Raw genomic sequence first — 26,449 nt, 5'->3', positions numbered from 1 at the left:
CCGAAAGACGATATAGCCCCAGTCCACTTGGTGCCCCTATTTTCAGGGTAAACCGACTTCCGGGAAGTTTTGTTACGCTTTTTTATGCACCCCAAAACCGCTCATTGATTTCGGGATGCAAGACAATTTATCGAATATGACCTTAATCCTCAAATGGATCTGTCACAAGTATGGTGTCATCGCGTTCAGGGCTGGTTGAGAGCAAAGCCACGGGAGCTCCGATCAATTCTTCCACCTGGCGCACATATTTAATCGCCTGGGCTGGCAAATCAGCCCATTTGCGCGCACCAACGGTTGATTCTTTCCAACCTTCGAGCGTGATGTAAATCGGCTCGACACGAGCTTGCGCCGCCTGGCTTGCGGGAAGATGGTCAATCTCTTCGCCATCCAGCTTGTAGCCCACGCAAATTTTCAACTCATCAAGGCCGTCCAGCACGTCCAGTTTGGTCAGCGCAATGCCGGTGATGCCGTTGGTGGCAACCGACTGGCGCACCAAAGCCGCATCAAACCAGCCACAACGGCGCTTGCGGCCCGTGACGGTGCCAAACTCATGGCCCTTTTCGCCCAGAAACTGGCCGATCTCGTCGGTCAACTCGGTCGGGAACGGACCTTCGCCAACGCGGGTGGTGTAAGCCTTTGTAATACCAAGAATATAGCCCAGCGATCCCGGCCCCATGCCGGAGCCAGCTGCCGCCTGCCCCGCAACCGTGTTGGACGACGTCACAAAGGGATAGGTGCCGTGATCGATGTCGAGCAACGAGCCTTGCGCCCCTTCAAACAGAATGCGCGCACCACGACGACGCTCTTTATCCAGCATCAGCCACACGGTTTCGCGGAACGGCAGCACCTTGTCGGCCACCGACAGCAATTCTTCCATAATGGTCGAATGTTCCACTTCTGGCGCACCAAAGCCACGACGCAGCGCGTTGTGATGGGGCAGAATGCGGGCGACTTTTTCGGCCAGACCTTCAGGATCGGCCAGATCCATCACGCGAATCGCACGACGGCCAACCTTGTCTTCATAGGCTGGGCCAATGCCGCGGCGGGTGGTGCCAATCTTGGTGCCGCTGTTGGAGGCTGCATCTTCCCGCAGGCCATCCAGCTCGCGGTGCAGCGACAAAATCAGCGTGGCATTGTCGGCAATGCGCAGGTTTTCTGGCGACACTTTCACGCCTTGGGCGTCCAGACGGCCAATTTCAGCAATCAGCGCATGAGGATCAACCACCACGCCATTGCCAATCACGGCCATTTTGCCGGGGCGGGCAACACCCGAGGGCAGCAATGACAGCTTATAGGAAATTCCATCAATAACGAGCGTATGGCCAGCATTATGGCCGCCCTGAAAGCGCACAACCACGTCCGCACGCTCAGAGAGCCAATCGACAATCTTGCCTTTGCCTTCGTCGCCCCATTGGGAGCCAACCACCACGACATTCGTCATTTTTCAATCCTGTTCTTGCGCTCGCGCGCAAACTCGAAAAAAATACGCTCGCGCGCAAACTCGAAAAATACGCTCACGCGCAAACTCAAAAAATACGCTCACGCGCAAATCCCAAAAATACGCTGACGCGCCACCATTGAAGCAAACCATGCCAATGCGCGAAGTGCAACACCCGCACGCATAGGCCAAGCTTAGACGCACCGCTTTTCGCAGCGTGCCAAACCCGCGCATCTATACTGCTTTGTTTTGCGGAAAGCGACCCGTTTGTCGTCAGCAATCTGGCTTTTTGTAAGGTAAAACCTTAAGGGAATGCGACAATCACCAGAAAATTGCCAGAACGAAGACTATTGTGAGGAATGCCCATGCAAATCAGAGCCTATGCCTATCTGATGCTCACCACGCTGCTTTGGGGCGGCAATGCCGTGGCAGGCAAGCTGGCCGTGGGACACATCAGCCCCATGGTGCTCAATGCCGGGCGCTGGACATTGGCCTTCTGCCTTCTTTTGTCGATTTCCATTGATCAGATTAAATCCGACTGGCCGGTAATCCGGCGCAATATTCCACTGCTTTTGGCCTTTGGTGCCATTGGCTACACCGGCTTTAACGGCTTTCTCTATTCGGCGCTGAAATACACCTCTGCCGTCAATGGTGCCATTGAACAAGGTGCCATTCCGGTGCTGATTTTTGTTCTCAATTTTCTGCTGTTTCGCATACCCGCATCCAAGGTGCAGGTCCTGGGCTTCATCATCAGCTTTGTCGGCGTGGCGCTCACCGCTGGCCATGGCGATCTGACGGCTTTGCTGTCGCTTAGGCTCAATTTTGGCGACGGCCTGATGATGCTGGCGGTGTTATGCTATTCGCTGTTCACCATCGCGCTGCGCTGGAAGCCAGAACTGCATTGGAAAAGCCTGATGGCGTCGCTGTCTTTTGGGGCCGTGCTGGCAACAATTCCTCTGGTGATCTGGGAAGATGCCAATGGCAGCATGATCTTGCCCGATACCACCGGACTTTTGCTGATTCTGTTTTGCGGATTGCTGCCCTCGCTGGTCTCGCAAACACTCTATATTAAAGGTGTGAGCATCATTGGTGCCAACCGGGCCGGATTGTTTATCAATCTTGTGCCAATCTTCGGCACCGTGCTCTCGGTGATTGTCGTGGGCGAGCATCTGGAGGGCTTTCACGTCATGGCGCTGGCCCTTGTGCTGGGTGGCATTGCCCTTGCTGAATGGGGCAAGCCAAAGACCACTGCTGCGTAACCACTAGACAACATCTAGAGTTTGTCAGGGATAAAGTGGAATCCGGTTTTCCTGAAAAGACAAACTCAAACAAAGAAATCTAGAGACTGTCTGGTTCAATCTGAACCTGACAGTCTCTAGATCACATGGGCATGCCCATCGGCAATGCACACCACACTGAGACGCCCGGACGCATAGGCGGCCGTATCAACACCGATTCGGTTCTTGCCAAAGGTGACCGTATCGGTGGGCGTGTGGCCATGCACAACGGTATAGGGCATTTCAGGGCCGCGACTTAAAAACGGCTCCCGGATCCACATAAGATCCTGATCTGTTTGCTGATCCAGCCCAAGGCCGGGCGTAACACCCGCATGCACAAAAACAATCGGCCCAACCGACAGCATGACCGGCAGCGCTTTCAGCCAATGATAATGACTGGCAGGGATGGCACTGGAAAGCTGCACGCGCAAGCCTTCAAAGCCACCGGCCTTTTGCAGCGCATGATCAATATCCAGACCATAGGAGTAGAGTGTCGCTGCCGCTCCAAAATCCAGCCAACCACGCGACCGCGAGGGATTTTCGATAAAATCACAAAAGGCATCATCGTGATTGCCGCAAAGGCTGACGCGCTCAATTTGCGGCGGCAGCGGCTTCATCAAATGCTCAATCACCCGCTTGGATGATGGCCCGCGATCAACATAATCACCCAGCATGACAATCAGCTTGCGCCCATCGCGCAGGCTGGCATCCTGCAAGATTCGACACTCCGCCTCCAGCAGTTCCACATAGCAGCCATGAACATCGCCAACCGCGTAGAGTGTTGAAAACTCTTGCCAATCAAACGTCAGCCGTGGCCGTGAAGACGCACCAGCGGCTTTTGACCCCTTATCCAGAATTTTACGCAGTAATTTTTTCATGCACGACCCAGCCTCGGATTTTGTTCTACGCCGGTTGCAAGCGTTTCTCAACAGGGCTGACGAGCAGCCTCCGCTTCCCAAAAATTAGGCTTACAGCGCAGGCCCTTGCGGGCGTCGCCTTTTTAGCAGCACTGCGCACACAAATTGATGCTTTTCCGAGGATGGTTGCGGCTCTACGGTGGCCTCAACACAGATCAGGGAACAGAGTGATGGCAAAACCTTTTTACTGGAACGAGTTGAACACTCACGACTTCAAACACCTGTCAGCGGATAAAACCATTGCCATCCTGCCGATTGCCTCCACCGAACAGCACGGCCCGCACCTGCCGATTGCCACCGATGTTGCCATTGCCAACGGCATGTTGGGTGAGCTGAAAGCACAACGCCCCGATGATCTGGACTTTCTGGTGCTGCCCACCCAGGAAATCGGCAAGGCCAATGAGCATATTTATGGTCCCGGCACGCTTTCTCTGGGGGCTGACATCCTCATTCCGGCCTGGACCGCCATTGGCGGAAAAGTGGCAGAGGCAGGTGTGCGCAAGCTGGTGATTGTCAATTCCCACGGCGGCAATCTGGATGTGATGAACATTGTCGCTAGAGAGCTTCGAGTGCGGTTTCAAATGGTGGCGGTGGCCACCCAATGGGCGCGGTTTGGCCATCCAGACGGCATGATTTCCGAGCATGAGGCTAAATATGGCATTCACGGCGGTGAGGTTGAAACCTCGCTGATGCTGCATTTCAGGCCCGATCTGGTGCGGATGGAAAGAGCAGAGAATTTTGTCTCCAAGGCCGAATGGATGCGCGAACGCTCGGATTTTCTGGGGCCAACGCCACCCCATACGCTGGCATGGATTGCCCATGACCTGAACCTCCATGGCGTGGTAGGGGATGCCTCCAAGGGGACCGCCGAAAAAGGCAAAGCCATTTGCCAGCATCAGGTGGCAAGTTTTGTGCAATTGCTGCGCGATGTGCGCGACTACCCCTTGTCCGCGCTTTATTCGCCATCCTGAACACGCTCAGGGCTGGTGCGGCTTAGCGGCAAAAAGCCTTTGCCTTGCAAATCCTCCACCAGCGCCACAATCTCCTGCATCAGATATTCGACGAACAGGCTGGTGGCGGCATCCAAAGGTGCTCGCGCGCGCGCAAACAGCTTCATTGGCTGATGACGCACATGCGGCTCGCTCAAGGGCCGAAACACCAGCTCGCCACGGCGGCATTCCGCCACCACATCCAGCGGGTTCAGCAAGGTCAGCGCAGAGCCGCATTTGACCAATTGCTTCAAAAGTTCCGACGCATTGGTTTCCAGCAAAGGCTCGATCGGCAAGGGAAGCGGCGCGAGTGCCAGATTGATGACATTGCGCAGGCTGGTGCCGGGCTCGGCCAGCACCAGCTTTTCCTGCACCACCTCGACCAGATCCACCGGCCCCGACGCTTGCGCCAAGTGATGCCCCGGCGGCAGCACAGCCCCCACCGGAATATCAAAATTGGCCAGCGTGCGAATGCCCGGCGTGGCAACGATGTTAAAGCCAAGGCCAATATCCACTTCGCCCGTCAGCACCGGGTTGAGCGTCGTTGTGCCACTATCATTGCGCACATGCACCTTGATGCGCGGGTGTGCTTCCAAAAAGCGCGCAATGATATCGGGCAAAGGGCCGGATGCCAGCCCCACCGTGGTCACCAGAGAGACCTTACCGGCTTGCGGGGTTTTCAGGCTGCGAATGCGCGCTTCCAGCCGCTCATAGCCTTTCAAAACCTCGCGAATATGTTCCACACACAGCTCACCCGCCGCTGTCAGGCGCAAGCCACGCGGCAAGCGCTCGAAAATCGGCGCACCAAGCTCTTCTTCCAGCGCCAGAATTTGGCGATTCACTGCCGAGGATGCAACGTTAAGACGATTTGCCGCCTTGCGTATTGAGCCACATCTGGCAATCTCATCAATGTAATACAGCTTTCTGGAATGCAACACGGGCAGCTCACCAGTCTATTTTTTAATCACGTTGAACAGCAATACATCAAAAGATGCAAGCGCTGCTTTAAAGGCATCAATGCGAACGAAATTTGATGCTTTTCAAAGCGCAAAGCAAGCGCTCAAATGTGAAAAATGCGTCAACGACGACGGCTTCATCGGAGTGTGAGGGGCCAGAGCTTAAGGGGAAAAGATCAGCATGACGAAGAGATTTGCACATTATCTTGCCGCAGCCGCCCTAGTGCTTGGGGCCACAAGCCCAGCTCTCGCTTTGGATCAGGTCAGCTATGGCACCAATTGGCTGGCGCAGGCCGAGCATGGTGGCTTTTATCAAGCCGTTGCCGATGGCACCTATAAAAAATACGGCATCGACGTCAAGATCGTGCAAGGTGGTCCCAATGCCGCCAATCAGGCGCTGCTGATTGCCGGTAAGGTGGATTTCTACATGGGCAGCCCACTGGCCGAAATGGATGCCGTCAAACAGGGCATTCCGCTGGTGGATGTGGCCGCCATCTTTCAAAAAGACCCGCAGGTGTTGATGGCCCATCCCGATCAGGGCGTGGAAAAATTTGCCGAACTGGCCAAGCTCGACACCATCTATATGGGCAAGGATGGCTACCTGACCTATTTTGAATGGATGAAAAAGAACTATCCGGGCTTCAAGGACGAGCAATACAAGCCCTATACGTTTAACCCCGCCCCTTTCATCGCCAATAAAAAATCCGCCCAGCAGGGCTATATTACCTCAGAGCCCTATGAGGTTGAAAAACAAGGTGGTTTCAAACCAAAACTGTTTTTGCTGGCAGACAATGGTTACAGCCCCTACTCCACCATGATCACCACCACCCAGACCATGATTGATAAAAAGCCGGACGTGGTGCAGCGCTTCATCGATGCCTCAGCGGAAGGCTGGTACAATTATCTCTACGGTGACAGCAAAGCCGCCAATGATCTGATTAAAAAAGACAATCCGGAAATGACCGATGCCCAGATCGCCTTCTCCATCGAGAAGATGAAGGAATATGGCATTGTGGATTCAGGATCGGCACTCGACAAGGGCATCGGCTGCATGACCGATGATCACTACAAAAAATTCTTCACCGAAATGGTGTCCATTGGTGTGGTGGATGCGAAGCTGGATTACCAAAAAGCCTTCACCACCAAATTTGTGTGCAAGGGCGTTGGTTTGAAACTGAAGAAGTGAGAAAGGCCTCTCCCCTTGTTGGGAGGGGTTCTTCACCCCCTCATACCGTTTTCGGATCACCTTCTCGCGAGTGGCAGAAGGGCATCAACAACAGGCATTGAATGATCGTGAGTGACACCCCATTGCCCATGCACAGTGAGAGTAAAAAGCGCCCGCTGGTCACCCTGTCTGGCGTCTCCAAAACATTCTCCTCTGGCACGGTGGCGCTGTCCAACATGTCGCTGAACGTTGAGGCAGGCGAATTTGTCAGCCTGCTCGGCCCCTCGGGCTGCGGCAAATCCACAGCACTTCGCATCATCGCAGGGCTGGGTGATACCACAAGCGGCAGCATTGATTGGCCAAGCTCACGCATCAATGCCAAAGGTCTTCCGGACGGCGACATCAGCTTTGTGTTTCAGGAACCGACACTGCTGCCATGGCAAACCGTGTTTGCCAATGTCTACCTGCCGCTGCGTCTGCAAGGCGTATCGAAAGCGCAAGCAACGCCGATCATTCTGGAAACGCTGGAAACCGTTGGCCTCAAGGATTTTGCCAAGGCCTATCCCCGCGAATTGTCTGGCGGCATGAAAATGCGGGTTTCCATTGCCCGCGCTCTGGTGACAAAACCCAAATTGCTGCTGATGGATGAGCCTTTTGCTGCATTGGATGAAATCACCCGGCAAAAGCTGAATGATGACGTGCTAAGGCTGTGGAAAGACAAAGGCATTACCGTGATTTTCGTCACCCATTCGGTGTTTGAGGCCGCCTATCTCTCCAACCGCATTGTGGTGATGAAGGCCCGGCCCGGTCGGGTGGATGCCGATTTTCCGCTGATCACCAGCCTCAACCGCGATGCCCATTATCGCACATCAGAAGAATATCGGCAGGCCTGCGAAAAGACCTCCAACGCGCTGTTAAGCGCCATGGGTGGGGAGGAACATTGATGGCAACCCGCAATCACATGCGTGAAACAGCTCTGCAAATCCTCGTTCCCATTGCGGTCGTGGTGGTGTTGGTGCTGGTCTGGCATATCGGCGTCGCGGTCTCTGGCGTGCCGCAATATATTTTGCCCGGCCCCTTGGCGGTCGCCAATTCGCTTTACAATGATTGGCCAACCCTTGGCCCCGCCCTGTGGGTGACCACCCAGATCACCTTGATGTCGCTGGGCTTGGCGCTGGTGGGCGGCGTTGGTATGGCCATTTTTTTGGTGCAGGGAAAATGGATCGAGCTGGCGTTCTATCCGATTGCCGTGATCTTGCAGGTCACACCCATTGTCGCCATCTCGCCGCTGATTTTGATCTATGCGCCCACCACGCAATCAGCGCTGTTGATCTGCGCCTTTCTGGTGGCCTTTTTCCCCATCCTGTCCAATATGGTCCAGGGCTTGAAAAGCGTGGACCATAACCTGCTCAACCTGTTTGAGCTTTACGGCGCATCGCGTTGGCAAACGCTGATCTATCTGAAATTGCCCGCCTCCCTGCCCTATTTCATGACCGGCTTGCGCATTGGCGGTGGCCTGGCATTGATTGCCGCCGTGGTGGCCGAGTTTGCCGCAGGCTCTGCGGGGGCAGGCTCCGGCCTCGCCTTTCGCCTATTGGAAGCGCAATACCGGCTGAATATTCCCCGGCTGTTTGCGGCCCTCATTCTTCTATCCTGCCTCGGCGTGGTTATTTTTGCCATTACCTCCTTCATCTCATGGCTTGCGCTGCACCGCTGGCATGAGAGCAGCATCAAGCGAGAAAATTGATGACCAAGCCCTTTGTCACAGTGCCGAATGATCCGCGCTTTGTGCTGAAAAATGCAACTCTGCCTGACATCACGGTTGATGGCTTCTCAGGCCCAAGTGTTGAAGGTCTGGTGAAGGCCGATCTGATCATCACGGACGGCAAAATCGAAGCCATTGTACCGCCCGGCACTCCCGTGGATCTGCCCTTTGCAGATATGGCCAGCGGCATGATCTTTCCCACCTTTATCGATATGCACACCCATCTCGACAAAGGCCATATCTGGCCACGCAAACCCAATGTCTCCGGCGATTTTATGGGGGCGCTCAGCGCGGTCAAGGAAGACCGCGAAGCCAATTGGTCGGCGGCTGATGTGCGCGCCCGCATGGAGTTTTCGCTCAAATGTGCCTATGCCCACGGCACCAGCCTGATCCGCACCCATCTCGATAGTTTGGCCCCACAGCATCGCATTTCCTATGAGGTTTTCGCCGAGGTGCGCGATGCCTGGAAAGGCAAGCTTGATCTGCAAGCGGCGGCACTTTTTCCCTTTGAAGAGATCACCAACGCCGCTTTCTTCACTGATCTGATTGACGTGGTCAAATCCCACAACGGCATTCTTGGCGGCGTGACGCAAATGGTGCCCGATCTGGATGCGCGGCTGGATCTGCTGTTTCAAGCAGCAAGCGATCACGGTCTTGATATTGACCTGCATGTCGATGAAACGCAGGATGCCTCGGTGCTGGCGCTGAAAGCCGTGGCCGAGGCCAAGTTGCGCAACGGTTTTGAAGGCTCTGTCGTTGTCGGCCATTGCTGTTCGCTGACCCAGCAAAGCGATGATGTCGCCAAAGCGACCATTGATCTGGTGGCCAAGGCGGGTCTAGCGGTTGTCTCCTTGCCGATGTGCAATATGTATTTGCAAGATCGATATTCTGGCCGCACCCCGCGCCAGCGCGGCGTAACGCTGTTTCATGAGTTGACGACGGCAGGCGTGCAAACGGCAGTCTCCTCCGACAACACCCGCGATCCTTTCTACGCCTATGGCGATCTCGACTGCGTGGAAGTGCTGCGCGAAGCGGTGCGGATTATCCATCTCGATCACCCGCTGGACACCACCGCCCGCATTGTCACCCGCACACCTGCCGATATTTTGGGCCGACCAGACCATGGCCGCATATCCGTGGGCGGCAAAGCTGATCTGGTGCTGTTTTCAGCCCGCCATTGGAGCGAGTTTCTCTCGCGTCCCCAAAGCAACCGCATCGTGATGAGGGCGGGCAAAGCCATTGATGCGAGCCCGCCCGATTACCGTGACCTCGATGAACTGATGGAAGGCTGACTCATGCCGGATTATGCAAAGATCAAACAGGAACTGAACGGCATTGCCGTGGAAGATCACCCGGCGCTGGTGAAACAAAAGAGCCGGGATTTCTATTGGTATTCGCCGATTTTGAAAGACGAGCTCGACCATGTGACCGCCGATCTGGTTGTCTCGCCGACATCAGAAGAAGAGGTAATCCGCACCCTGAAAGTGGCTTACGCCAATGGTGTGCCAATCACGCCGCGCGGTGCTGGCACCGGCAATTATGGTCAGGCCATGCCGCTCTCCGGCGGCATTGTGCTTAACCTGATCAACATGAACAAGGTCAAGGAAATCCACCCCGGCCGAGTGATTTGCGAGCCGGGCATTGTCATCGCTGAGCTGGATAAGCAGACCAAAGCCCATTCCGGGCAGGAAGTGCGCTTCCATCCGTCTACCGCGCAAACGGCCACCATTGGCGGCTTTGTGGCTGGCGGCTCTGGTGGTGTTGGCTCAATCACCTGGGGCGGATTGCGCGATCTGGGCAATATTCTGCGGCTGCGGGTGGTGACCATGGAGGCCGAGCCGCGCGTGCTGGAACTTTCGGCCTGGGATCTGCAAAAGGTCAGCCATGCCTATGGTACCAATGGCATTATCACCGAAGTGGAAATGCCGCTGGCTCCGGCCTATGATTGGGTGGACGTGATTGTCGGCTATGATGATTACATGGACGCCGTGCGCTTTGCCGATGGCCTGTGCCACCGCAATGGTATTCTGCTCAAAGAAGTGGCTCCGATTGCCGCTCCCGTTCCCTTTGATTATTTCACCCGCCACAAGCCATGGCTCAAGGAGGGTCAGTCGGTGGTGGTGCTGATGGTGACCCCCCATTCCATGGGACCGTTTTTGGCCTATGCGGAGAAAATGAAGGGCGACATCCGTTTTCGCTCCGACACAGTCGAGAGCATGAAGGGCATTCCGCACGCCTATGAGCTGGCATGGAACCACACAACGCTGCGCGCCCTCAAGGTGGACCCGTCGATCACCTATTTGCAGGTGCAATATCCCGGTCCCGATCATGTGGCCAAGGTGGCGAAAATGACGGAAATCTTTGGCGAGGAAGTGATTGGCCATCTGGAATTTTTGAAATTCGATGGGCAAATCCAATGCTCTGGCCTGCCTCTGGTGCGCTACACCACCAAAGAGCGGCTGGAAGAGATCATCCGCATTCACGAGGACAATGGCTGCCCGATCTTCAACCCGCATCGTTATACGCTGGAAGAAGGCGGCATGAAGCAGACCGATGAAACCCAGCTGGCCTTCAAGAAGGAAACCGACCCCAAGGGCCTGCTCAACCCCGGCAAGATGATTGCCTGGGACAATCCTGATTTTGATTTCAAGGCGGGCAAGAATTATCTCTTCCCCGGCCTGCAAGCATTCGAAAAGGTGTAAAGATTACCGCCACACAACATTCATTCCGAAGGTACTCCTGACAGGGCTTCCTGTTCACGTGCAAAACGTGGTGCATCCTGATCCGGCTTGGGCGGCGGATAAGATGCATTAGGACAAACGGCGCGGACGTTTTCACTTTGAGCCTGTGGTGACACAGGCACAAACCTGGAGCTTTGCCATGCGCGTTCTTGTTCTTCACTCCCATCCCATCGCAGAAAGCTATGGTCGTGCGCTCTATCACCTGACGCTTGAGAGCTTGACCAAAGCAGGCCACGAGGTCGATGGCTGCAATCTCTATGATGAAGGGTTTGACCCCGTGCTATCCGCCCATGACCGGCACATCTACCATGATTATCCTGAAAACACCGCACTGGTGCAGCCCTATGTAGAGCGCCTGAAAGCCGCCGAAGGGCTGGTCATTGTCACACCAGTGTGGAATTTTGGCTTCCCGGCCATATTGAAAGGCTATTTTGACCGGGTCTGGCTGCCGGGTGTCAGCTTTGCTCTCAACGATGGCCAGTTGACGCCAACGCTTCGGCATATTCGCAAAATGGCAGCGGTGCTGACCTATGGGGCCACGCCCATGCGGGCCTTTCTGGCCGGCAACCCGCCAAAAAAGACCATCAAACGTGTGATCCGTGCCCAGATAAAAATCGGAGCACCAGTGAAATTCATGGCCCATTACGACATGAACAATTGCACGGAACAAACCCGCGCCGCCTTCATGAATAAAGTGCGGCGCGAGATGGAGCGGTTTTGAAACTCAGGCTTATTTGGACGGCTTCAAGGAGGCGATAATCTCCTGCAATTCGCCAAAATGCTTTTCCTGTTTGCCCTTTGATCCCCAATAGGTGATGACCAGCAGCTTGCCGGGCTTTGGCGAAACAACCGACAGGCTGACATTGACTGGGCCTTCTTCATCGGTGCCGGTCCAGTCAAAATTGCTCATGTCCATGCCGTTGATCACTTCATCGGACTGCTTTTGGGTCGAGCCATCGATTTTAACGCCGTTCTTTTTCAAAAACGCAATCGCGTCATCAATCACCTTGTCACTGGTTTTGGCATTGGCAACATCGACGGCAAGATAGATAGCCGCATCGGCCGATGTGGCATCAACGCCACTTTCGGTTTCTTTTGGCTCCCAATCGGCAGGAATGGTGATCTGCGCAATCGGATCTTCGCTTGGAAACAGCAAAGTATCTGCAAAGGACACCGATGGCAAAAAAGCCGCCAGAATGACAGCGGCAAGCACGATTCTCATAAATTTTCCCCTCAAGCACAATAGATTTCAAGAGAGGAAAATAGAGATAATTGCAGATTTGTCGCGGGGAGATTTTCTCTCTCCATCTACTATTTTCGGGAGTAGAACACCCTTTTCAACACCAAAAAATCAAACAGATTTCGCCGCTGTGACCTCTACCTCAACCAGAAATTCCGGGCGGGTGAAACCACCGACAATAATCAGTGTGGAAACCGGCTTGGGCTCCAGCGTAAAGCGATCTCGCACCGCCATATAGGGTGCGAAATCTTCACGCCTGGTGACAAAGCCCGAGATGCGGATCACGTCGGCAAAGCTCATGCCCGCCTCTTCCAGGATCGCACCGATGGCTTGAAAGCAAAGGGCCGCCTGCCCTTCGACATCGGGCGGAATCACATCATCCGCACCGATTCCGAGCTGGCCAGAGGTGACCAGCAGGCTAGCCCCCGGCGGCACAAGCAGGCCGTGGTTATATTGACCAAAGGGCTTTCGCACCGACGGCGGATTAAAGACCTGCTTCATGCGTTTCAATCGCCCCAGCCAACAATGCCCTTGATTTCGACAAAATCATGGATGGCCCAATCAGCATATTCGCGGCCATTGCCGGATTGCTTGTAGCCGCCAAAGGGCGCAAAGGTATCCCACTCTGGATAGTTGAGATAAACCGAACCGGCCCGCATTTTCTTGGCCACATCACGGGCATGCTCAATATTGACTGACTGCACATAAGCGGCCAGACCATAAACCGTATCATTGGCAATTTCGACCGCTTCTTCTTCGTCCTTGTAGGGCAAAATCGACAGCACAGGACCAAAAATTTCTTCGCGGGCGATGGTCATGTCATTGCGCACATTGCCAAAAATGGTGGGGCGCACGTAATAGCCACGGTTGAGATTTTCAGGGCGGCCGAGACCGCCGGTTACCAAAGTTGCCCCCTCTTTAATCCCGGCTTCAATCAAGCGCTGGATCTTGTCAAACTGCACCTGACTGACCACAGGACCAAGCACCGTATCGTCGGCGCGCGGATCACCGACCACAAAGGTTTCGGCTTCCGATTTGGCGTAAACTAGTGCTTCATCGTGGCGATCGGCAGGCACCAGCATGCGGGTTGGCGCATCGCACGATTGGCCGGAATTGCCAAAGCAACCTTGCACACCCTTGCGGATGGCACTCTCGAAATCGGCATCGGGCAGGACGATATTGGCCGACTTGCCGCCCAGTTCCTGCGCCACGCGCTTGACGGTGTCAGCCGCCGTTTTGGCAACGATAATGCCTGCACGGGTGGAGCCGGTGAACGACACCATATCGACATCTGGATGGCCAGCCATGACCTGCCCCACATCCGGGCCATTGCCATTGACCATGTTGTAGACGCCCTTGGGCACGCCCGCCGCTTCCATCACTTCGGAAAAGATAATACCGCTGATGGGTGCGATTTCCGAGGGTTTGAGCACCACGGTGCAGCCAGCGGCAATGGCCGGGGCCACCTTGCAGACAATCTGGTTCAGCGGCCAGTTCCATGGGGTGATCAGCGCGCAAACGCCAATCGGCTCTTTGACAACCGTGGTCGCGCCACGCTTTTCAGAAAATTTGAAATTTTCCAGCCCGGCAATGGTGGCTTCCATATGGGCGCGGCCGGCCCAGGCTTGCGCCTCTAAGGCAAAGGACATGGGCGCACCCATTTCAAAGCTCACGGCCTTGGCAATATCGTCAAAACGCTTGTTATATTCCACCAACATACGATGAAGCAGCGCCAGGCGCTCTTCCACCGACCAGAGTGAAAACGTCGCAAAGGCGCGCTTGGCAGCAGCGACCGCCTTGTCGACATCGGCTTTGGAACCCACGGAAATCGCGGTAAAGGCTTCCTCGGTGGACGGATCGATAACATCCAGCGTGGCAGGAATTGCCGGGTCAACCCATTCGCCGTCAATGAAGAATTTCAGGTGATTGCTCATCGTACCTCCCCTGCTTTGATCCACGCAGACTATCGGCAAAGGCGGGCAAACTGCAAGCGCTAACCTGCGTCTGGCGTGATCGGCAATTGCCAATCAATCGGTGCCAGCCCATGGCTTTGCAAATAGGCATTGGTCTTTGAAAAAGGCCTGGAGCCAAAGAAGCCATTGTGGGCCGAGAGCGGTGATGGATGCACGGATTTCAGCACCAGATGACGCTTTGGATCGACAAACGCCGCTTTTTTCTGCGCATAGGCCCCCCAGAGAATAAACACCACATGCTCATGCTCTTCGGCCACAGTGTGAATGATGCGGTCAGTGAACCGCTCCCAGCCCTTGCCCTGATGGGAGCCAGCGCGGCCCTCTTCCACCGTCAACACACTGTTGAGCAGCAACACGCCTTGGCGCGCCCAATGCTCCAAAAAGCCATGGTTGGCGCGCGGAATGCCCAGATCGCTTTCCATTTCCTTATAGATATTGACCAATGACGGCGGAATACGCACACCGGGCTGCACGGAAAAGCACAATCCGTGGGCCTGGCCCGCGCCATGATAGGGATCTTGGCCCAAAATCACCACTCGCACCTGATCGACCGGGGTCAGATCCATGGCGCGAAAATATTGCGACCCTTTGGGAAAGATAGGCTTTCCGGCCTGTTTTTCCTCCAGCAGAAATTGCTTGAGGCTGCGCATATAGGGTTGGTCAAACTCGCCACCAACCACCGATTTCCAACTCTCTTCCAGTTGCGGTGTAGATTGTGCCATGTGATGCTCCCACTGCATTGTCTGTGTCACCATGCATAGCGGGCAAAGGGAACCAAACTCAAGACCTGACACCGATAACCTGCATTGACAGAGACGAAACTTCGGGTCTACCTCAAGGCCGGGAGATGATGATGGCAAGAAAAGCAAGCTCGAACGCAAGACTGGATGACGCCGCCCGCGCGGGCTGGCTCTATTATGTGGCCGGTCGCACGCAAGACGAAATCGCGGCTGCCATGAATATCTCCCGCCAGAGCGCCCAGCGGCTGGTGTCACTGGCCGTGGCGGAAAAGCTGGTGAAAGTGCGGCTCGATCACCCCATTGCCGTTTGTCTGGAACTGGCCGATGCCGTGCAGAAAAAATTCGGCCTCAGCCAAGTCGAGGTGGTGCCCACCGATCCCGGCTCGGATGCCACCACCACCGGCATTGCCGAAGCCGGGGCGGCAGAGCTGGAACGCTGGCTGAAACAGCCAGAACCGCTGATTATTGCCATGGGCACGGGCCGCACGCTGCGCGCCATGATTGACCAATTGTCTGCCATGGAGTGTCCGCAGCACAAGATTGTATCCTTGACCGGCAATATCAGCCCGGACGGCTCGGCCGCCTATTTCAACGTTATCTTTTCCATGGCCGATGCAGTGAAAGCGCCGCATTTTCCCATGCCGCTGCCGGTCATTGTCTCCTCAAAGGAGGAGCGCGACCTGCTGCGTCGTCAGCCGCTGGTGGCTCCCACCATCGCGCTTGGTCAGCAATCGAATGTCACCTTTGTCGGCATTGGTGAGATGACGCTGAATGCGCCGCTGCTGCAAGACGGCTTTTTGAAACACACCGAGATGCAGGCCTTGCTGGATTCTGGTGCCACCGGCGAAATCTGCGGCTGGATTTTTGACGAAAAAGGCCAATTGCTGGCAGACCCCGTCAATGAGCGGGTGGCCAGTATGGACATTCCCTCACGCCAAACCTCGACCGTGATTGGCATGGCGCGCGGCAAACGCAAACATGCCGCCATTCGCGCCGCCGTGGTCGGCGGCCACATCAACGCGCTGATCACCGATGAAGACGCGGCAAAGTTTCTCTTGAGCCACTAAAATTTGTCAGGGAAAAGTGGAAGTCGGTTTTCCCGAAAAGACAAACTCAAACAAAGAATTTTAGACGAAAAAACCTCCGGCCCAAAGACCGGAGGCTCTCATTGTTCGTATCGCAAGCTGTCGCTGATCAAGCAGACTGAATAGCTGAGATGCTCCAGCCTGTTGCGGGTCTGCGAATAAATGTCCAGACCTCAACCGATTCCTGTGGATGGTCAGGATCGCCCTCAACCACCTTGCCACTTGTGCGGTCACGCATCACGTCGATGGCTTCATAGCGCATGGCAACGGTGGCATAATCCACATTGCCTTCGCGCCATGCCTCAGACAGATCGCCCTGCAAGAGTTTTACATCGCGCACGTCGTTCTTGACGCCCTTGGTGGCATTCTCGCCCAGCTCTTCGGCCAGATAAGACATGGCTTCCGGCGTGGTAATCCGGCGAAGGGCGGAATAATCCTCAGCGGCATAGGCATGCTGCATTTCTTTCAGCAATTCCTCAAAGGTTTCCTGATCTTTTGGCGTAATGCCAACCTCGTCGCTGCCGGATACGGCAGCGGGCTGGGCAGAACCGCCAATCTTGGGAATGGAGAAACCACCAAAGCCCTGATTTGCGGATGGCTGCGGTGCATCACCCGAATGGGCGGTGCGATTGTCTGATCCGGAATAAGCCTGCGCTTGCGCGGTGCGATTGCGGCCAAAAAACCGCATGGCCAGCATAATCGCGCCGCCAATCAGCAGGATTTGGAAGAGCATGCCAAACATGCCGGAAATGCCACCAAAGCCACCGCCCAGCAACATGCCAAACAGGCCACCCATCAACAGGCCACCCATGAGGCCGCCGGCCATGCCGCCAAACAGGCCGCGCTTGGGTGCCGCCTGTGCGGCTTGGCCCATGGCACCGGGTTGGGCGGTATTAGGTGTCATGCTGCGTTGAATAGGAGCCGCCGTTGTGGGGGCGGTGTTGGTGGTTGCAGGCGCGCTATAGGTTTTGCTGCCTCGGCTGCCAAAGCTGCTGAAGCCTCCGGCTTTGCGTGCCTCGGCGAAATCGGCCGATGTCACTGTCACCGCCAAGCCGATCATCACAATGCCCAATGCTTTTAAAGCTCTCTGCATACCACCCTCTATGTTCATCCCGGCCCTAAATTGGCCTCCGCTTTCCATATGGCAACGCCACGCATGCATTTTTAGAGCAACGATCAAATTATTTTGATGTTTCTCTCAATTTGTCATCAAAACCAGCCGGATTGATGCCGCAACGGCACCGACAATGCCCACACCCACCAACCAGAAAATCGCAAACCAAACCAGTTTTTGCGCCAAACTCCGCTGCTCAGTCATCAATGATAGCCCTCTTCTGGATTAATCTTGCCTCTGAATACCCAGTAGGCATAGCCCGTGTACAACAAAATGATCGGGACAAGAACAACGGCACCCACAAGTAGGAATTTCAGGCTGCTGTCTGGCGCTGCCGCATCCCAGATCGTCAAGGCTGTCGGCACCATATAGGGGTAGAAGCTGATACCGATACCGGCAAAACCCAGTGTAAACAGGGCAAGCGAGGCCACAAACGGCAACCAGTCCTGATTATCGCGCAGGCCCTTGAAAATCAGATAGAGGCAAACCAGCACCAGAACCGGCACGATCACACTGAAAATCAAGGTGGGAAAGCCAAACCAGCGATCCAGATAATGCGGCTTCAACCAGGGTGTCCACAGGCTGAAAACCCCCATGGCCAACACGGTCAGCACTGCTGCCGACATGGCAAATTGCTGGGCGCGAAGCCTGAGAGGCCCCACGGTTTTAAACACCAGCCATGTAGCCCCCAAAAGCCCATAACCGATCACCAGCGCCACACCCGTGCCGATGGAAAAGGGCGTGAGCCAATCCCACCAGCCGCCGGCATAGGCGCGATTGACCACCGGAATGCCCTGCACCAAAGCGCCAAGCGCAATGCCCTGCATCAGCGCCGCCACAATCGAGCCACCGGCAAAGGCCACATCCCACACACCCCGCCAACGGTGCGTGCGCCAGCGATATTCAAAGGCCACGCCACGAAAAATCAGCCCGATCAGCATCAAGATAATCGGCATATACAGCGCGGGAAGAATGGTGGCATAGGCCAGCGGAAACACCGCCAGAAGACCGCCACCACCCAGCACCAGCCATGTTTCGTTGCCGTCCCATACGGGGGCAACCGAATTCATCATCTGGTCGCGGTCGTGCTTGTCCTTGAAAGCCGGAAACAGAATGCCGACCCCCAGATCAAAGCCATCGAGAATGACATAGGCGAGAATGGCAAAGGCAATAATGGCGGCCCAAATGAATGCGTAATCAATGACCATGGTGGCCTCCGTCGCGATGAGGGCTGGCAACACCGGGCACAATACCCGCTGTGCGGATGGGCGCATCGCCGATTTCCGGCGTCGGGTCGCGCGGCAGGCGCGCCATCAGCCGCAGCAGATAGAACGTGCCAGAGCCGAAGACGAAGAAATAGACAATGATGAACAGGATCAGCGAGGTTGCCACCGCAGGCGCTTCAATGGCTGAATGCGATTGCGATGTGAGCAGATGACCATAGACCGTATAGGGTTGGCGGCCGACTTCTGTGGTCACCCAGCCCGCCAGCACGGCCACAAAACCCGCAGGCCCCATGGCAACGGCAAGCCGATGCAGCCAGACATTGGTGGTGAGCGTGCCCCTATAGCGCGTCCATAGGCTGAACAACCCCAGCCCCAGCATGGCAAAGCCCAGCCCGACCATGATGCGGAACGACCAGAACACCACGGCAACCGGCGGCTGAAGCTCCCGCGGCACCGTATCCAGGCCAGCCATTGGCGCATTCAGATCATGTTTCAAAATCAAGCTGGAAAGCTTTGGAATCTGAACTGCATAATCCACCCGCTGGTTTTGCTGATCGGGAATGCCAAACAGGATCAACGGCGCACCATCGGGGTGGCTGTCAAAATGGCCTTCCATGGCCATGATTTTCACCGGCTGATGCTCCAGCGTATTCAGACCATGGGCGTCGCCTGCAAAAATCTGAATGGGTGCCACAATGGCCACCATGCCCATGGCCATCGAGAACATTTTTCCGGCCCGCCGCGGAGCCGTTTTGCGCAGCAGATGCCAGGCACCTACGCCGCCCACCACAAGAGCTGTAGTGAGGTAAGCCGCCAGCACCATATGCACCAGACGATAGGGGAAAGACGGATTGAAAATCACCGCCCACCAATCCAGCGGAATAAACTGGCCCTTGTCATTCATGCCAAAACCCGCAGGCGTCTGCATCCAGGAGTTCACGGCCAAAATCCATGTAGCCGAAATCAGCGTGCCGACCGCGACCATGAAGGTGGCAAAGAAATGCAGCACAGGCCCGACCCGCGCGCGACCAAACAGCATGACGCCAAGGAAGCCTGCCTCCAGAAAAAAGGCCGTCATCACCTCATAGCCCATCAGCGGGCCAATCACCGGTCCGGCTTTATCGGAAAACACGCTCCAATTGGTGCCAAACTGATAGGCCATGACGATGCCCGACACCACGCCCATGCCGAAGGCCACAGCGAAGATTGTCTTCCAGAAGTTGAACAACTCGTAATAGACTTCTTTTTTGGTCCAGAGATACAGGCCATTCAAGACCGCCAGATAGCTTGCCAGCCCAATGGAAAAAGCAGGAAAAATGATATGGAATGACACAGTGAAAGCAAATTGCGCTCTTGCAAGCAACACAGCATCAAAATTGTCGAACATGGCAGCGTCTCCTGCGCTCACATGGAGCGTTACACGTCATACCCGGAACCACGATAACACCGTGGTCTGAACATATTAGCATAACCTAGAGCCATACCACCAAGAAACAATGCGACAAGCCGCCATGCGTCAATTTGACAGTTATCAAACTGTGAAGCACAGACGAAAAACCCGGCAAAGCTTTCGCTCGCCGGGTTGCCTGTCATCACAATTCGATCAAACAGATCTTATTCGACCGCAAAGGTCAAAAGCTTGGCCTGCTTGATGGCCGCATTGGCCGTCAGCTGATCCAACACGGCCTGATCGACAGGGCCGTCGACATAGAGCAGTGCAATCGCATCGCCCGATTCCTTTTCACGTCCCAGCTGGAAGTTGGCGATGTTGACGCCAGCGTTGCCGAGCGTGGTGCCCATGAAGCCGATCATGCCGGGAACGTCGGTGTTGGAGATGTAGATCATGTGCTGACCAACATCGGCGTCGAGGTTGATACCCTTGATCTGGATGAAGCGTGGCTTGCCATCCGAGAACACGGTACCGGCAATCGAGCGCGTCTGCTTTTCGGTCGTCACGGTCAGCTTGATGTAGCCGTCATAAACGCCGGTCTTGTCGCGCTTGACCTCAGAGAGCACAATGCCCTTTTCCTTGATCATGATCGGAGCCGACACCATGTTGACATCCGACACCTGAGAACGGATCAGGCCAGCCAGCAGCGCAGAGCTGAGGGCCTTGGTGTTCATGGTGGCCGTCTGGCCATCATAGAGGATTTCGATCTGCTTGATCGGGCCTTCTGTGACCTGACCAACAAAGGCACCCAACACGTCAGCCAGCTTGATGAATGGCTTGAGGATTGGCGCTTCTTCAGCGGTGATCGAAGGCATGTTGATGGCGTTGGAAACGGCACCCTTGACCAGATAATCCGACATCTGTTCTGCCACCTGAAGCGCCACATTTTCCTGTGCTTCGGTGGTGGATGCGCCCAAATGCGGGGTGCAGACCACGTTTGGCAGGCCAAACAGCGGGCTTTCCTTGGCGGGCTCCACTTCAAACACATCAAAACCGGCACCGGCCACATGGCCAGACTTGATGGCTTCGGCAAGTGCTGCTTCATCCACCAGACCACCACGGGCGCAGTTGATGATGCGCACGCCGGGCTTGGTCTTGGCGAGGTTTTCCTTGCCCAGAATGCCGCGGGTCTTGTCGGTCATTGGGACGTGCAGGGTGATGAAGTCAGCTTGAGCCAGCAACTCATCCAGTTCAACCTTCTTCACACCCATTTCCTGGGCGCGCTCGTTGGACAGGAAGGGGTCATAGGCGATGACATGCATGCCAAGGCCAATGGCCTTCTTGCAAACGATGCCGCCAATGTTACCGGCACCGATCACACCCAGCACCTTGCCGGTGATTTCAACACCCATGAACTTCGACTTTTCCCACTTGCCAGCCTGTGTGGAGGCATCAGCAGCAGGCAGCTGACGGGCAACGGCGAACATCAGCGCAATGGCGTGTTCAGCCGTGGTGATGGAATTGCCAAACGGCGTGTTCATCACAATGATACCGCGGCGCGAGGCGGCCGGAATATCAACGTTATCAACGCCGATACCCGCACGGCCAATCACTTTCAGGTTGGTGGCAGCAGCAATCAGCTTTTCCGTGGCCTTGGTGGCCGAACGAATGGCCAGACCATCGTAATTGCCGATGATTTCGGCCAGTTTGTCTTTATCCTTGCCGAGCTGCGGCTGGAAATCCACTTCAACGCCGCGATCGCGGAAAATCTGGACGGCGGTTTCTGACAATTCATCAGATACGAGAACGCGAGGTGCCATGACGAGGCCTCCGATAAGAGTTCGTTTGTAACGATCAGGAATGGGGAAGAAGGTTCCGCCCTGCGGCGGAACCGTAAAACTATTTAGGCAGCAGCCTTGGCAAGCGTTGCCTTCTGCGTCTGGTAAGCCCAGGTCAACCAAGGCATCAACGCCTGCATGTCGGCTGTCTCAATGGTGGCACCAGCCCAGATGCGCAGGCCAGCCGGCGCATCGCGGTAAGCACCGATATCATAAGCCACGCCCTGCTTTTCCAACAGCGTTGCAATGCCCTTGGCAAAAGCGGCCTGTTCGTCTGCGGGCAGCGCCAGAACCTCAGGGTCGGCAATGGTCAGGCACACCGATGTGTTGGAGCGGGTCTCGTCAACCTGAGCAAGATTGGCAATCCAATCATTGGCAGCGACGAAATCAAAGATCACCTTGGCATTGGCATCGGCACGGGCAATCAGTGCATCCAGACCGCCGAGCGACTTGGCCCAGTTGAGCGCATCAAGATAGTCCTCGACGCAGAGCATCGAAGGCGTATTGATGGTTTCGCCCTTGAAGATGCCTTCAATCAGCTTGCCGCCAGAGGTGAGGCGGAAAATCTTTGGCAGCGGCCAGGCCGGTGCGTAAGACTCCAGACGCGCAACAGCCCGTGGGGAAAGGATCAACATGCCATGACCGCCCTCGCCGCCCAGAACCTTCTGCCAGGAGAAGGTGACAACGTCGAGCTTTGCGAAATCCATGTCCTGCGCAAAGGCAGCAGATGTGGCATCGCAAATGGTCAGACCCTTGCGGTCAGCCGGGATGAAATCAGCATTGGGAACGCGAACGCCAGAGGTGGTGCCGTTCCAGGTGAAGACCACGTCGCGGTCGAAATCAACGTCTGCGAGGTTTGGCAGCAGGCCATAATCGGCATTGAACTTGCGAACATCAGCAAGCTTGAGTTGCTTGACCACATCGGTCACCCAGCCAGCGCCAAAGCTTTCCCAGGACAGCATGTCCACGCCGCGCTCACCCAGCAAGGACCAGAGCGCCATTTCAACAGCGCCAGTGTCGGATGCGGGAACGATACCAATGCGGTAATCGGCAGGAACGTTCAGAATTTCACGTGTGAGATCAATGGCCAACTTCAGCTTGTCTTTGCCAACCTTGGCGCGGTGCGAACGACCGAGCGGAGCATCGCTGAGTGCATCAAGTGCCCAACCGGGGCGCTTCGAGCATGGACCAGAAGAAAAATGCGTATTGTTTGGACGCAGATTCGGTGCGGTAATATCAACCATAGCAAACTACCCTTCCAGGTATATGGCCTCTCGTTGGGGAGAGGTGTCCCGCCGTCGTCTATAATGAAAACCCTTTGCCCACGCAAGAAAAAAATCAAACGCCTCGTAATTTCATGCAGAACCTTGTGGGAACACACCAGAAACAAGCGAGTGACACTGACACAAAATCTGACACAAAGAGTGCTGATTCGTTCCGGCCTGAGAGCCGTCTTGACTCTCTTTCAAAATGAGAACATTTTGAGAACAAATATCAAATATGAGAGGCATGGCTATGAAATACGAGGACGAGAACGTGTGCCAAGAAGCGCCCGCAGAACCCAACGAAATTGCGGCCTACATCATCCAAACCCATGGCGGCGATGCCGTGGCCGCTGTTGAAATCCTGCTGGATGAAATTGAGCATTTACAAACACAGCTATCCATTGCCGTTACCGCAATGGGAAAAGGATACACACGCGGCTGGATGCCAAACATAGAGCGGTGATGACATGCGGCATCGTCGGGGCATAGACCTGACAGGCGGCAACAACGACAATTTGCCACCAAGAGAACCAGTCTTCATCGTGCCAGAGCGCGACCATTCTGCCACGTTCGCAGACCTACCACAGTGGTATTTGCTTGGCGGCAAATGCGCCAGGTGCGGGCATGTGTCGTTATTGGACCGCTGGAAACTGCAAGGTAAATTCGGAAAACTCAAGCCAATCATACCAATGGAGCCGCTGCTGCGCTGTGTCCGATGCGGCAATATCGAAAAGAACAGCTTTGTGCTTGGTCGAGCAAAAAGGGATTAGCCCAGCTATGCTCGCCCAGGCTTTTCAGCGCACCGGAAACCACCTTCACAACAGACGAAACAATCAATAAAGTCGCTTGTGCGCACTATAAAACATGCAATTGGGCCACGTCTAAAAATCATCGACGTCTGAAATTTCATCTATATTCGCAGAGGAAGCCCTTTGACCAAAAATATAATTCTTTTATTTTTTATTATAATTTTAATTTCATTGAATTTTTATTCGACAATAATGAATGTGTATTCATATTTATTTTAATAGAATAAAAATTATAATATACAAAATAAGCTCATTCACTTTTTTGCAATTTTTTTGACAAATTCTATGACGATTTCACGCATGATCGGGTCTCTAATCTGTGAGAAAGTTCTTACCAGATCGAGACCGTCTCTCGTAGATGAGGCAATGTCATCATTATCAGGCTGGATACACCTTAAATTGTTGTCGATTGCATCTTTTTCCATTGACAGTAAGATTGCATGTAGAATATCCGGCAACTTAGCATACACATCGCGCATTGAACTCTATAAAGCCCTCTGAGCTGAAAAGAGACTTTTCTGCATTGTCAGAAATTAGAACTGTTTTAAATCGCGACAAGTGTGCGACTTTTTTCAGTCATATCGAATACTATGTATTTTGAAAAGTTGCTATTCCATTATAATAAAATACATCTCCATCGATAACAGACGGAGATTGAGACGTTTTTTCTTTTGAATTTCAATGAATTTACACATGTCTCAATCTCAAACTTTGTAATGATGGAATGGAGATTTCCGTGAGTTCTTATTTTTATAAATCGTATCTTCAGATAATGGAAAAATTGAACGACGATAAGATAAAAGAGAACCACTCGGACATTATTGAATTTATACGTTCGAGCTACGCGCTAAAAACCATAGCCTATTTTGGGATGAATGTTCCAATTTCAAATCTGAATGAGCCATTTTTGGCTGTAACTTATTCTCTAAAATGGATTGAACACTACAAAGCACAAAATTATGTGGCGATTGATCCCGTCATCAAAGAGGGCTTCTCCAATTTGCTGCCAGTGGAATGGAACGCGGGCGGCGCGAAAAACACGAAGTTGAAAACCTTTTTTGGAGAAGCTGCTGAATTCGGTGTTGGCAGGAGTGGAGTGACATTTTCTGTCAGGGGTATGGCTGGTGATCGCGCACTATTTACGATCACGAGTGATTCTTCTGCGAAAGAATGGAAAAAAGACCAGGAATTCCTGAAACGCGATCTGCAGATGTTGGCTTACCATGTGCACAATCTCGTAATGTCATCAGCACAAGCTGAGAAGAGACCCGCTCCAAAACTCGCCCCCAGAGAAATCGAATGTCTGAAATGGAAAGCATCCGGCAAAACGGACTGGGAAACTGCAATGATTTTAGGGATAACCGAGAAGACAGTACGCTTTTACCTCGATCTCGCCCGAGCAAAACTTGATGCAACAAATATCACCCATGCAGTCGTTAAAGCGCTAAACCATAACATAATCTTGATGTGAAAATACCCGGTGTATTCACCGGGTATTTCACCTTGAAATTGCAGATTAGATTTCCCCCCTCTTAACGATGGGGGATCATATGCTTTATGTTGTAGAATCTAAAAATCGGGCGAAGTTCAACGCCCTTATCGATGAAATGCATGTTCTACGTGCACGGGTATTTCATGAAAGACTTCAGTGGGACGTCAACGTCTTCAATGGTCGTGAAGTAGATGTATTCGATGAGGCGGATCCGCTCTACCTCCTGTCAGTAAATCCGCAAACTGGAAAACTGGAAGGTGCAGTAAGACTTTTGGCAACAACTGGACCGAATATGCTCCGCGATGTTTTTTCAGTGCTGTTGCCGGACGGATTGGTAGTTGAAAGCCCGCTTATCTGGGAGAGCTCACGATTTTGCATCGATCCTGATCTAGCTGGTAGCGGCGCGTCGCGAATTAACAGAGTCACAACTGAGCTTCTTTGTGGGCTAGTGGAGGTAGGCCTAATAGCTGGCCTGACACACATTGTGTCTGTATTCGATGCCAGAATGGCCCGCATCTTTCGCTCGTCGAACTGCCCAGCAGACACGATCGGAAAGCCTGTCCGGATCGGGCGGGTTATGACCTACGCCGGACTTTTCGAAATTTCGCAAGATCTGTGGAATGACATTGCGTCCCCCGCAGGAATGAATTTTCCTGTGATTGCGGAAGTGCAGCACCTTCCAAATGCCGCGGCGTAAACATCCCTTCGAAAAACCAATTGGTGACGGAAGTCACTTGACCACTTATCGCAATTTGATTGGGCGGGCGAAACATGGGAACACCTGAAGAATACAAACATATGCCAATGCCGACGCTTCAAAACCAGACAGGTATGACACGCGAGGCACCAAGCGACGCGAACTTATTGCAGCTACGCTACACGCTCGAATGTGCCATTGAACTATCCAATAAAATGGGTTTAGGCATGATGTCTTACCTGATTTCTATGGCTGGCCATGAACTAGAAGACATCATGGGACTCGGATCGGAACAACTGTCTGAAGACGAGGAAGCCTAGACAAAAAAAGGC

Annotated in this window: 26 protein-coding genes; 13 read left to right on the top strand and 13 right to left on the bottom strand. The window is 54.2% G+C overall.

Features of this window, described 5'->3' with window-relative positions; all coding sequences use genetic code 11:
- Nucleotides 1-142: 142 nt before the first annotated feature.
- Nucleotides 143-1,441 (bottom strand): adenylosuccinate synthase, encoded by a 1,299-nt coding sequence (locus tag BJF95_RS12025; RefSeq protein ID WP_075639699.1) that lies wholly within the window; start codon nucleotides 1,439-1,441, stop codon nucleotides 143-145.
- A gap of 362 nt (nucleotides 1,442-1,803) precedes the next feature.
- Here BJF95_RS12025 and BJF95_RS12020 point away from each other — a divergent pair, with 362 nt between their 5' ends.
- The gene (locus BJF95_RS12020; RefSeq protein ID WP_075639698.1) at nucleotides 1,804-2,697 is read left to right on the top strand and encodes a DMT family transporter; all 894 of its coding nucleotides are present in this window, start codon (nucleotides 1,804-1,806) and stop codon (nucleotides 2,695-2,697) included.
- 116 nt (nucleotides 2,698-2,813) lie between these two features.
- Here the strand turns inward: BJF95_RS12020 and BJF95_RS12015 are convergent, their stop codons facing one another.
- Complete coding sequence (locus BJF95_RS12015) at nucleotides 2,814-3,593, bottom strand: metallophosphoesterase family protein (RefSeq protein ID WP_075639697.1); 780 nt, start codon at nucleotides 3,591-3,593, stop codon at nucleotides 2,814-2,816.
- 209 nt (nucleotides 3,594-3,802) lie between these two features.
- Between BJF95_RS12015 and BJF95_RS12010 the strand changes: the two genes are divergently transcribed.
- Complete coding sequence (locus BJF95_RS12010; protein WP_075639696.1) at nucleotides 3,803-4,603, top strand: creatininase family protein; 801 nt, start codon at nucleotides 3,803-3,805, stop codon at nucleotides 4,601-4,603.
- On the opposite strand, the gene BJF95_RS12005 is transcribed toward BJF95_RS12010, so the two are convergent.
- Nucleotides 4,588-5,559: a LysR family transcriptional regulator gene (locus BJF95_RS12005; protein ID WP_075639695.1), complete on the bottom strand. Its 972-nt coding sequence runs from the start codon at nucleotides 5,557-5,559 to the stop codon at nucleotides 4,588-4,590. The genes BJF95_RS12010 and BJF95_RS12005 overlap by 16 nt on opposite strands.
- Nucleotides 5,560-5,758: 199 nt before the next feature.
- On the opposite strand from BJF95_RS12005, the gene BJF95_RS12000 reads away from it, so the two are divergent.
- From BJF95_RS12000 to BJF95_RS11975, 6 genes are all read left to right on the top strand, one after another.
- Nucleotides 5,759-6,763, top strand: coding sequence for an ABC transporter substrate-binding protein (locus BJF95_RS12000; RefSeq protein WP_075639694.1), 1,005 nt, complete (start codon nucleotides 5,759-5,761; stop codon nucleotides 6,761-6,763).
- Between the two features lie 101 nt (nucleotides 6,764-6,864).
- Entirely contained in the window at nucleotides 6,865-7,686 is an 822-nt protein-coding gene (locus BJF95_RS11995; RefSeq protein WP_075639693.1) for an ABC transporter ATP-binding protein, read from the top strand.
- A complete protein-coding gene (locus tag BJF95_RS11990) occupies nucleotides 7,686-8,489 on the top strand; it encodes an ABC transporter permease (protein WP_075639692.1) in 804 nt (267 codons plus the stop codon). Before BJF95_RS11995 ends, BJF95_RS11990 begins: the two co-directional genes overlap by 1 nt.
- The gene (locus tag BJF95_RS11985; protein WP_075639691.1) at nucleotides 8,489-9,799 is read left to right on the top strand and encodes a cytosine deaminase; all 1,311 of its coding nucleotides are present in this window, start codon (nucleotides 8,489-8,491) and stop codon (nucleotides 9,797-9,799) included. The genes BJF95_RS11990 and BJF95_RS11985 overlap by 1 nt, the downstream gene beginning before the upstream one ends.
- A 3-nt stretch (nucleotides 9,800-9,802) precedes the next feature.
- Nucleotides 9,803-11,209 (top strand): FAD-binding oxidoreductase, encoded by a 1,407-nt coding sequence (locus BJF95_RS11980; RefSeq protein ID WP_075639690.1) that lies wholly within the window; start codon nucleotides 9,803-9,805, stop codon nucleotides 11,207-11,209.
- Between the two features lie 178 nt (nucleotides 11,210-11,387).
- Nucleotides 11,388-11,969 (top strand): NAD(P)H-dependent oxidoreductase, encoded by a 582-nt coding sequence (locus BJF95_RS11975; RefSeq protein WP_075640304.1) that lies wholly within the window; start codon nucleotides 11,388-11,390, stop codon nucleotides 11,967-11,969.
- A 9-nt stretch (nucleotides 11,970-11,978) separates the two neighbouring features.
- Here BJF95_RS11975 and BJF95_RS11970 read toward each other — a convergent pair whose 3' ends face one another.
- The 4 genes from BJF95_RS11970 to ung form a co-directional block, all read right to left on the bottom strand.
- Nucleotides 11,979-12,470 (bottom strand): histidine kinase, encoded by a 492-nt coding sequence (locus tag BJF95_RS11970; RefSeq protein WP_075639689.1) that lies wholly within the window; start codon nucleotides 12,468-12,470, stop codon nucleotides 11,979-11,981.
- Between the two features lie 129 nt (nucleotides 12,471-12,599).
- Entirely contained in the window at nucleotides 12,600-12,989 is a 390-nt protein-coding gene (locus tag BJF95_RS11965) for a RidA family protein (RefSeq protein ID WP_075639688.1), read from the bottom strand.
- 5 nt (nucleotides 12,990-12,994) lie between these two features.
- Nucleotides 12,995-14,422 carry an aldehyde dehydrogenase family protein gene (locus BJF95_RS11960; RefSeq protein WP_075639687.1) on the bottom strand — a complete coding sequence of 476 codons (1,428 nt, stop codon included), beginning with the start codon at nucleotides 14,420-14,422 and terminating at the stop codon, nucleotides 12,995-12,997.
- 59 nt (nucleotides 14,423-14,481) lie between these two features.
- Nucleotides 14,482-15,183, bottom strand: a complete 702-nt coding sequence (gene ung, locus BJF95_RS11955; protein ID WP_075639686.1) for a uracil-DNA glycosylase — start codon at nucleotides 15,181-15,183, stop codon at nucleotides 14,482-14,484.
- Nucleotides 15,184-15,314: 131 nt separating this feature from the next.
- Between ung and BJF95_RS11950 the strand changes: the two genes are divergently transcribed.
- Nucleotides 15,315-16,268, top strand: coding sequence for a sugar-binding transcriptional regulator (locus BJF95_RS11950; protein ID WP_075640303.1), 954 nt, complete (start codon nucleotides 15,315-15,317; stop codon nucleotides 16,266-16,268).
- Between the two features lie 127 nt (nucleotides 16,269-16,395).
- Here the strand turns inward: BJF95_RS11950 and BJF95_RS11945 are convergent, their stop codons facing one another.
- The 6 genes from BJF95_RS11945 to BJF95_RS11925 all read right to left on the bottom strand — a co-directional run bounded on the left by BJF95_RS11945 (nucleotide 16,396) and on the right by BJF95_RS11925 (nucleotide 23,098).
- On the bottom strand, nucleotides 16,396-17,379 hold the full coding sequence (locus BJF95_RS11945; protein ID WP_075639685.1) for a Tim44 domain-containing protein: 984 nt from the start codon (nucleotides 17,377-17,379) through the stop codon (nucleotides 16,396-16,398).
- 105 nt (nucleotides 17,380-17,484) lie between these two features.
- Complete coding sequence (locus BJF95_RS23845) at nucleotides 17,485-17,604, bottom strand: DUF2474 domain-containing protein (protein WP_139317476.1); 120 nt, start codon at nucleotides 17,602-17,604, stop codon at nucleotides 17,485-17,487.
- Nucleotides 17,604-18,608, bottom strand: coding sequence for a cytochrome d ubiquinol oxidase subunit II (gene cydB, locus BJF95_RS11940; protein ID WP_075639684.1), 1,005 nt, complete (start codon nucleotides 18,606-18,608; stop codon nucleotides 17,604-17,606). Before cydB ends, BJF95_RS23845 begins: the two co-directional genes overlap by 1 nt.
- Nucleotides 18,598-20,013, bottom strand: coding sequence for a cytochrome ubiquinol oxidase subunit I (locus BJF95_RS11935; protein WP_083638797.1), 1,416 nt, complete (start codon nucleotides 20,011-20,013; stop codon nucleotides 18,598-18,600). The genes cydB and BJF95_RS11935 overlap by 11 nt, the downstream gene beginning before the upstream one ends.
- Nucleotides 20,014-20,240: 227 nt before the next feature.
- A complete protein-coding gene (gene serA / locus BJF95_RS11930; RefSeq protein ID WP_075639682.1) occupies nucleotides 20,241-21,836 on the bottom strand; it encodes a phosphoglycerate dehydrogenase in 1,596 nt (531 codons plus the stop codon).
- Between the two features lie 83 nt (nucleotides 21,837-21,919).
- Entirely contained in the window at nucleotides 21,920-23,098 is a 1,179-nt protein-coding gene (locus tag BJF95_RS11925) for a phosphoserine transaminase (RefSeq protein ID WP_075639681.1), read from the bottom strand.
- A 271-nt stretch (nucleotides 23,099-23,369) separates the two neighbouring features.
- Here BJF95_RS11925 and BJF95_RS11920 point away from each other — a divergent pair, with 271 nt between their 5' ends.
- The 4 genes from BJF95_RS11920 (at nucleotide 23,370) to BJF95_RS11895 (ending at nucleotide 26,437) form a co-directional block, all read left to right on the top strand.
- Nucleotides 23,370-23,582 carry a hypothetical protein gene (locus BJF95_RS11920; protein WP_075639680.1) on the top strand — a complete coding sequence of 71 codons (213 nt, stop codon included), beginning with the start codon at nucleotides 23,370-23,372 and terminating at the stop codon, nucleotides 23,580-23,582.
- A gap of 1,082 nt (nucleotides 23,583-24,664) precedes the next feature.
- Nucleotides 24,665-25,399, top strand: a complete 735-nt coding sequence (locus BJF95_RS11905; protein ID WP_175577247.1) for a LuxR family transcriptional regulator — start codon at nucleotides 24,665-24,667, stop codon at nucleotides 25,397-25,399.
- A 79-nt stretch (nucleotides 25,400-25,478) separates the two neighbouring features.
- The gene (locus tag BJF95_RS11900; RefSeq protein ID WP_075640302.1) at nucleotides 25,479-26,117 is read left to right on the top strand and encodes an acyl-homoserine-lactone synthase; all 639 of its coding nucleotides are present in this window, start codon (nucleotides 25,479-25,481) and stop codon (nucleotides 26,115-26,117) included.
- Between the two features lie 74 nt (nucleotides 26,118-26,191).
- Nucleotides 26,192-26,437: a hypothetical protein gene (locus BJF95_RS11895; protein ID WP_139317475.1), complete on the top strand. Its 246-nt coding sequence runs from the start codon at nucleotides 26,192-26,194 to the stop codon at nucleotides 26,435-26,437.
- The last annotated feature ends 12 nt before the right edge of the window (nucleotides 26,438-26,449 follow it).

Origin of the sequence: Rhizobium oryziradicis, from assembly GCF_001939045.1 — a bacterium.
Taxonomy (GTDB): Bacteria; Pseudomonadota; Alphaproteobacteria; order Rhizobiales; family Rhizobiaceae; genus Allorhizobium; species Allorhizobium oryziradicis.
This window is presented reverse-complemented; position numbering and strand designations above follow the sequence as displayed.

What these genes read in the sequence shown, in the direction of transcription:
- BJF95_RS12025 (WP_075639699.1), bottom strand. Translation starts at nt 1,441, where the DNA reads ATGACGAATGTCGTGGTGGTTGGCTCCCAATGGGGCGACGAAGGCAAA.
- BJF95_RS12020 (WP_075639698.1), top strand. Translation starts at nt 1,804, where the DNA reads ATGCAAATCAGAGCCTATGCCTATCTGATGCTCACCACGCTGCTTTGG.
- BJF95_RS12015 (WP_075639697.1), bottom strand. Translation starts at nt 3,593, where the DNA reads ATGAAAAAATTACTGCGTAAAATTCTGGATAAGGGGTCAAAAGCCGCT.
- BJF95_RS12010 (WP_075639696.1), top strand. Translation starts at nt 3,803, where the DNA reads ATGGCAAAACCTTTTTACTGGAACGAGTTGAACACTCACGACTTCAAA.
- BJF95_RS12000 (WP_075639694.1), top strand. Translation starts at nt 5,759, where the DNA reads ATGACGAAGAGATTTGCACATTATCTTGCCGCAGCCGCCCTAGTGCTT.
- BJF95_RS11995 (WP_075639693.1), top strand. Translation starts at nt 6,865, where the DNA reads ATGATCGTGAGTGACACCCCATTGCCCATGCACAGTGAGAGTAAAAAG.
- BJF95_RS11990 (WP_075639692.1), top strand. Translation starts at nt 7,686, where the DNA reads ATGGCAACCCGCAATCACATGCGTGAAACAGCTCTGCAAATCCTCGTT.
- BJF95_RS11985 (WP_075639691.1), top strand. Translation starts at nt 8,489, where the DNA reads ATGACCAAGCCCTTTGTCACAGTGCCGAATGATCCGCGCTTTGTGCTG.
- BJF95_RS11980 (WP_075639690.1), top strand. Translation starts at nt 9,803, where the DNA reads ATGCCGGATTATGCAAAGATCAAACAGGAACTGAACGGCATTGCCGTG.
- BJF95_RS11975 (WP_075640304.1), top strand. Translation starts at nt 11,388, where the DNA reads ATGCGCGTTCTTGTTCTTCACTCCCATCCCATCGCAGAAAGCTATGGT.
- BJF95_RS11970 (WP_075639689.1), bottom strand. Translation starts at nt 12,470, where the DNA reads ATGAGAATCGTGCTTGCCGCTGTCATTCTGGCGGCTTTTTTGCCATCG.
- BJF95_RS11965 (WP_075639688.1), bottom strand. Translation starts at nt 12,989, where the DNA reads ATGAAGCAGGTCTTTAATCCGCCGTCGGTGCGAAAGCCCTTTGGTCAA.
- BJF95_RS11960 (WP_075639687.1), bottom strand. Translation starts at nt 14,422, where the DNA reads ATGAGCAATCACCTGAAATTCTTCATTGACGGCGAATGGGTTGACCCG.
- ung (WP_075639686.1), bottom strand. Translation starts at nt 15,183, where the DNA reads ATGGCACAATCTACACCGCAACTGGAAGAGAGTTGGAAATCGGTGGTT.
- BJF95_RS11950 (WP_075640303.1), top strand. Translation starts at nt 15,315, where the DNA reads ATGGCAAGAAAAGCAAGCTCGAACGCAAGACTGGATGACGCCGCCCGC.
- BJF95_RS11945 (WP_075639685.1), bottom strand. Translation starts at nt 17,379, where the DNA reads ATGCAGAGAGCTTTAAAAGCATTGGGCATTGTGATGATCGGCTTGGCG.
- BJF95_RS23845 (WP_139317476.1), bottom strand. Translation starts at nt 17,604, where the DNA reads ATGACTGAGCAGCGGAGTTTGGCGCAAAAACTGGTTTGGTTTGCGATT.
- cydB (WP_075639684.1), bottom strand. Translation starts at nt 18,608, where the DNA reads ATGGTCATTGATTACGCATTCATTTGGGCCGCCATTATTGCCTTTGCC.
- BJF95_RS11935 (WP_083638797.1), bottom strand. Translation starts at nt 20,013, where the DNA reads ATGTTCGACAATTTTGATGCTGTGTTGCTTGCAAGAGCGCAATTTGCT.
- serA (WP_075639682.1), bottom strand. Translation starts at nt 21,836, where the DNA reads ATGGCACCTCGCGTTCTCGTATCTGATGAATTGTCAGAAACCGCCGTC.
- BJF95_RS11925 (WP_075639681.1), bottom strand. Translation starts at nt 23,098, where the DNA reads ATGGTTGATATTACCGCACCGAATCTGCGTCCAAACAATACGCATTTT.
- BJF95_RS11920 (WP_075639680.1), top strand. Translation starts at nt 23,370, where the DNA reads ATGAAATACGAGGACGAGAACGTGTGCCAAGAAGCGCCCGCAGAACCC.
- BJF95_RS11900 (WP_075640302.1), top strand. Translation starts at nt 25,479, where the DNA reads ATGCTTTATGTTGTAGAATCTAAAAATCGGGCGAAGTTCAACGCCCTT.
- BJF95_RS11895 (WP_139317475.1), top strand. Translation starts at nt 26,192, where the DNA reads ATGGGAACACCTGAAGAATACAAACATATGCCAATGCCGACGCTTCAA.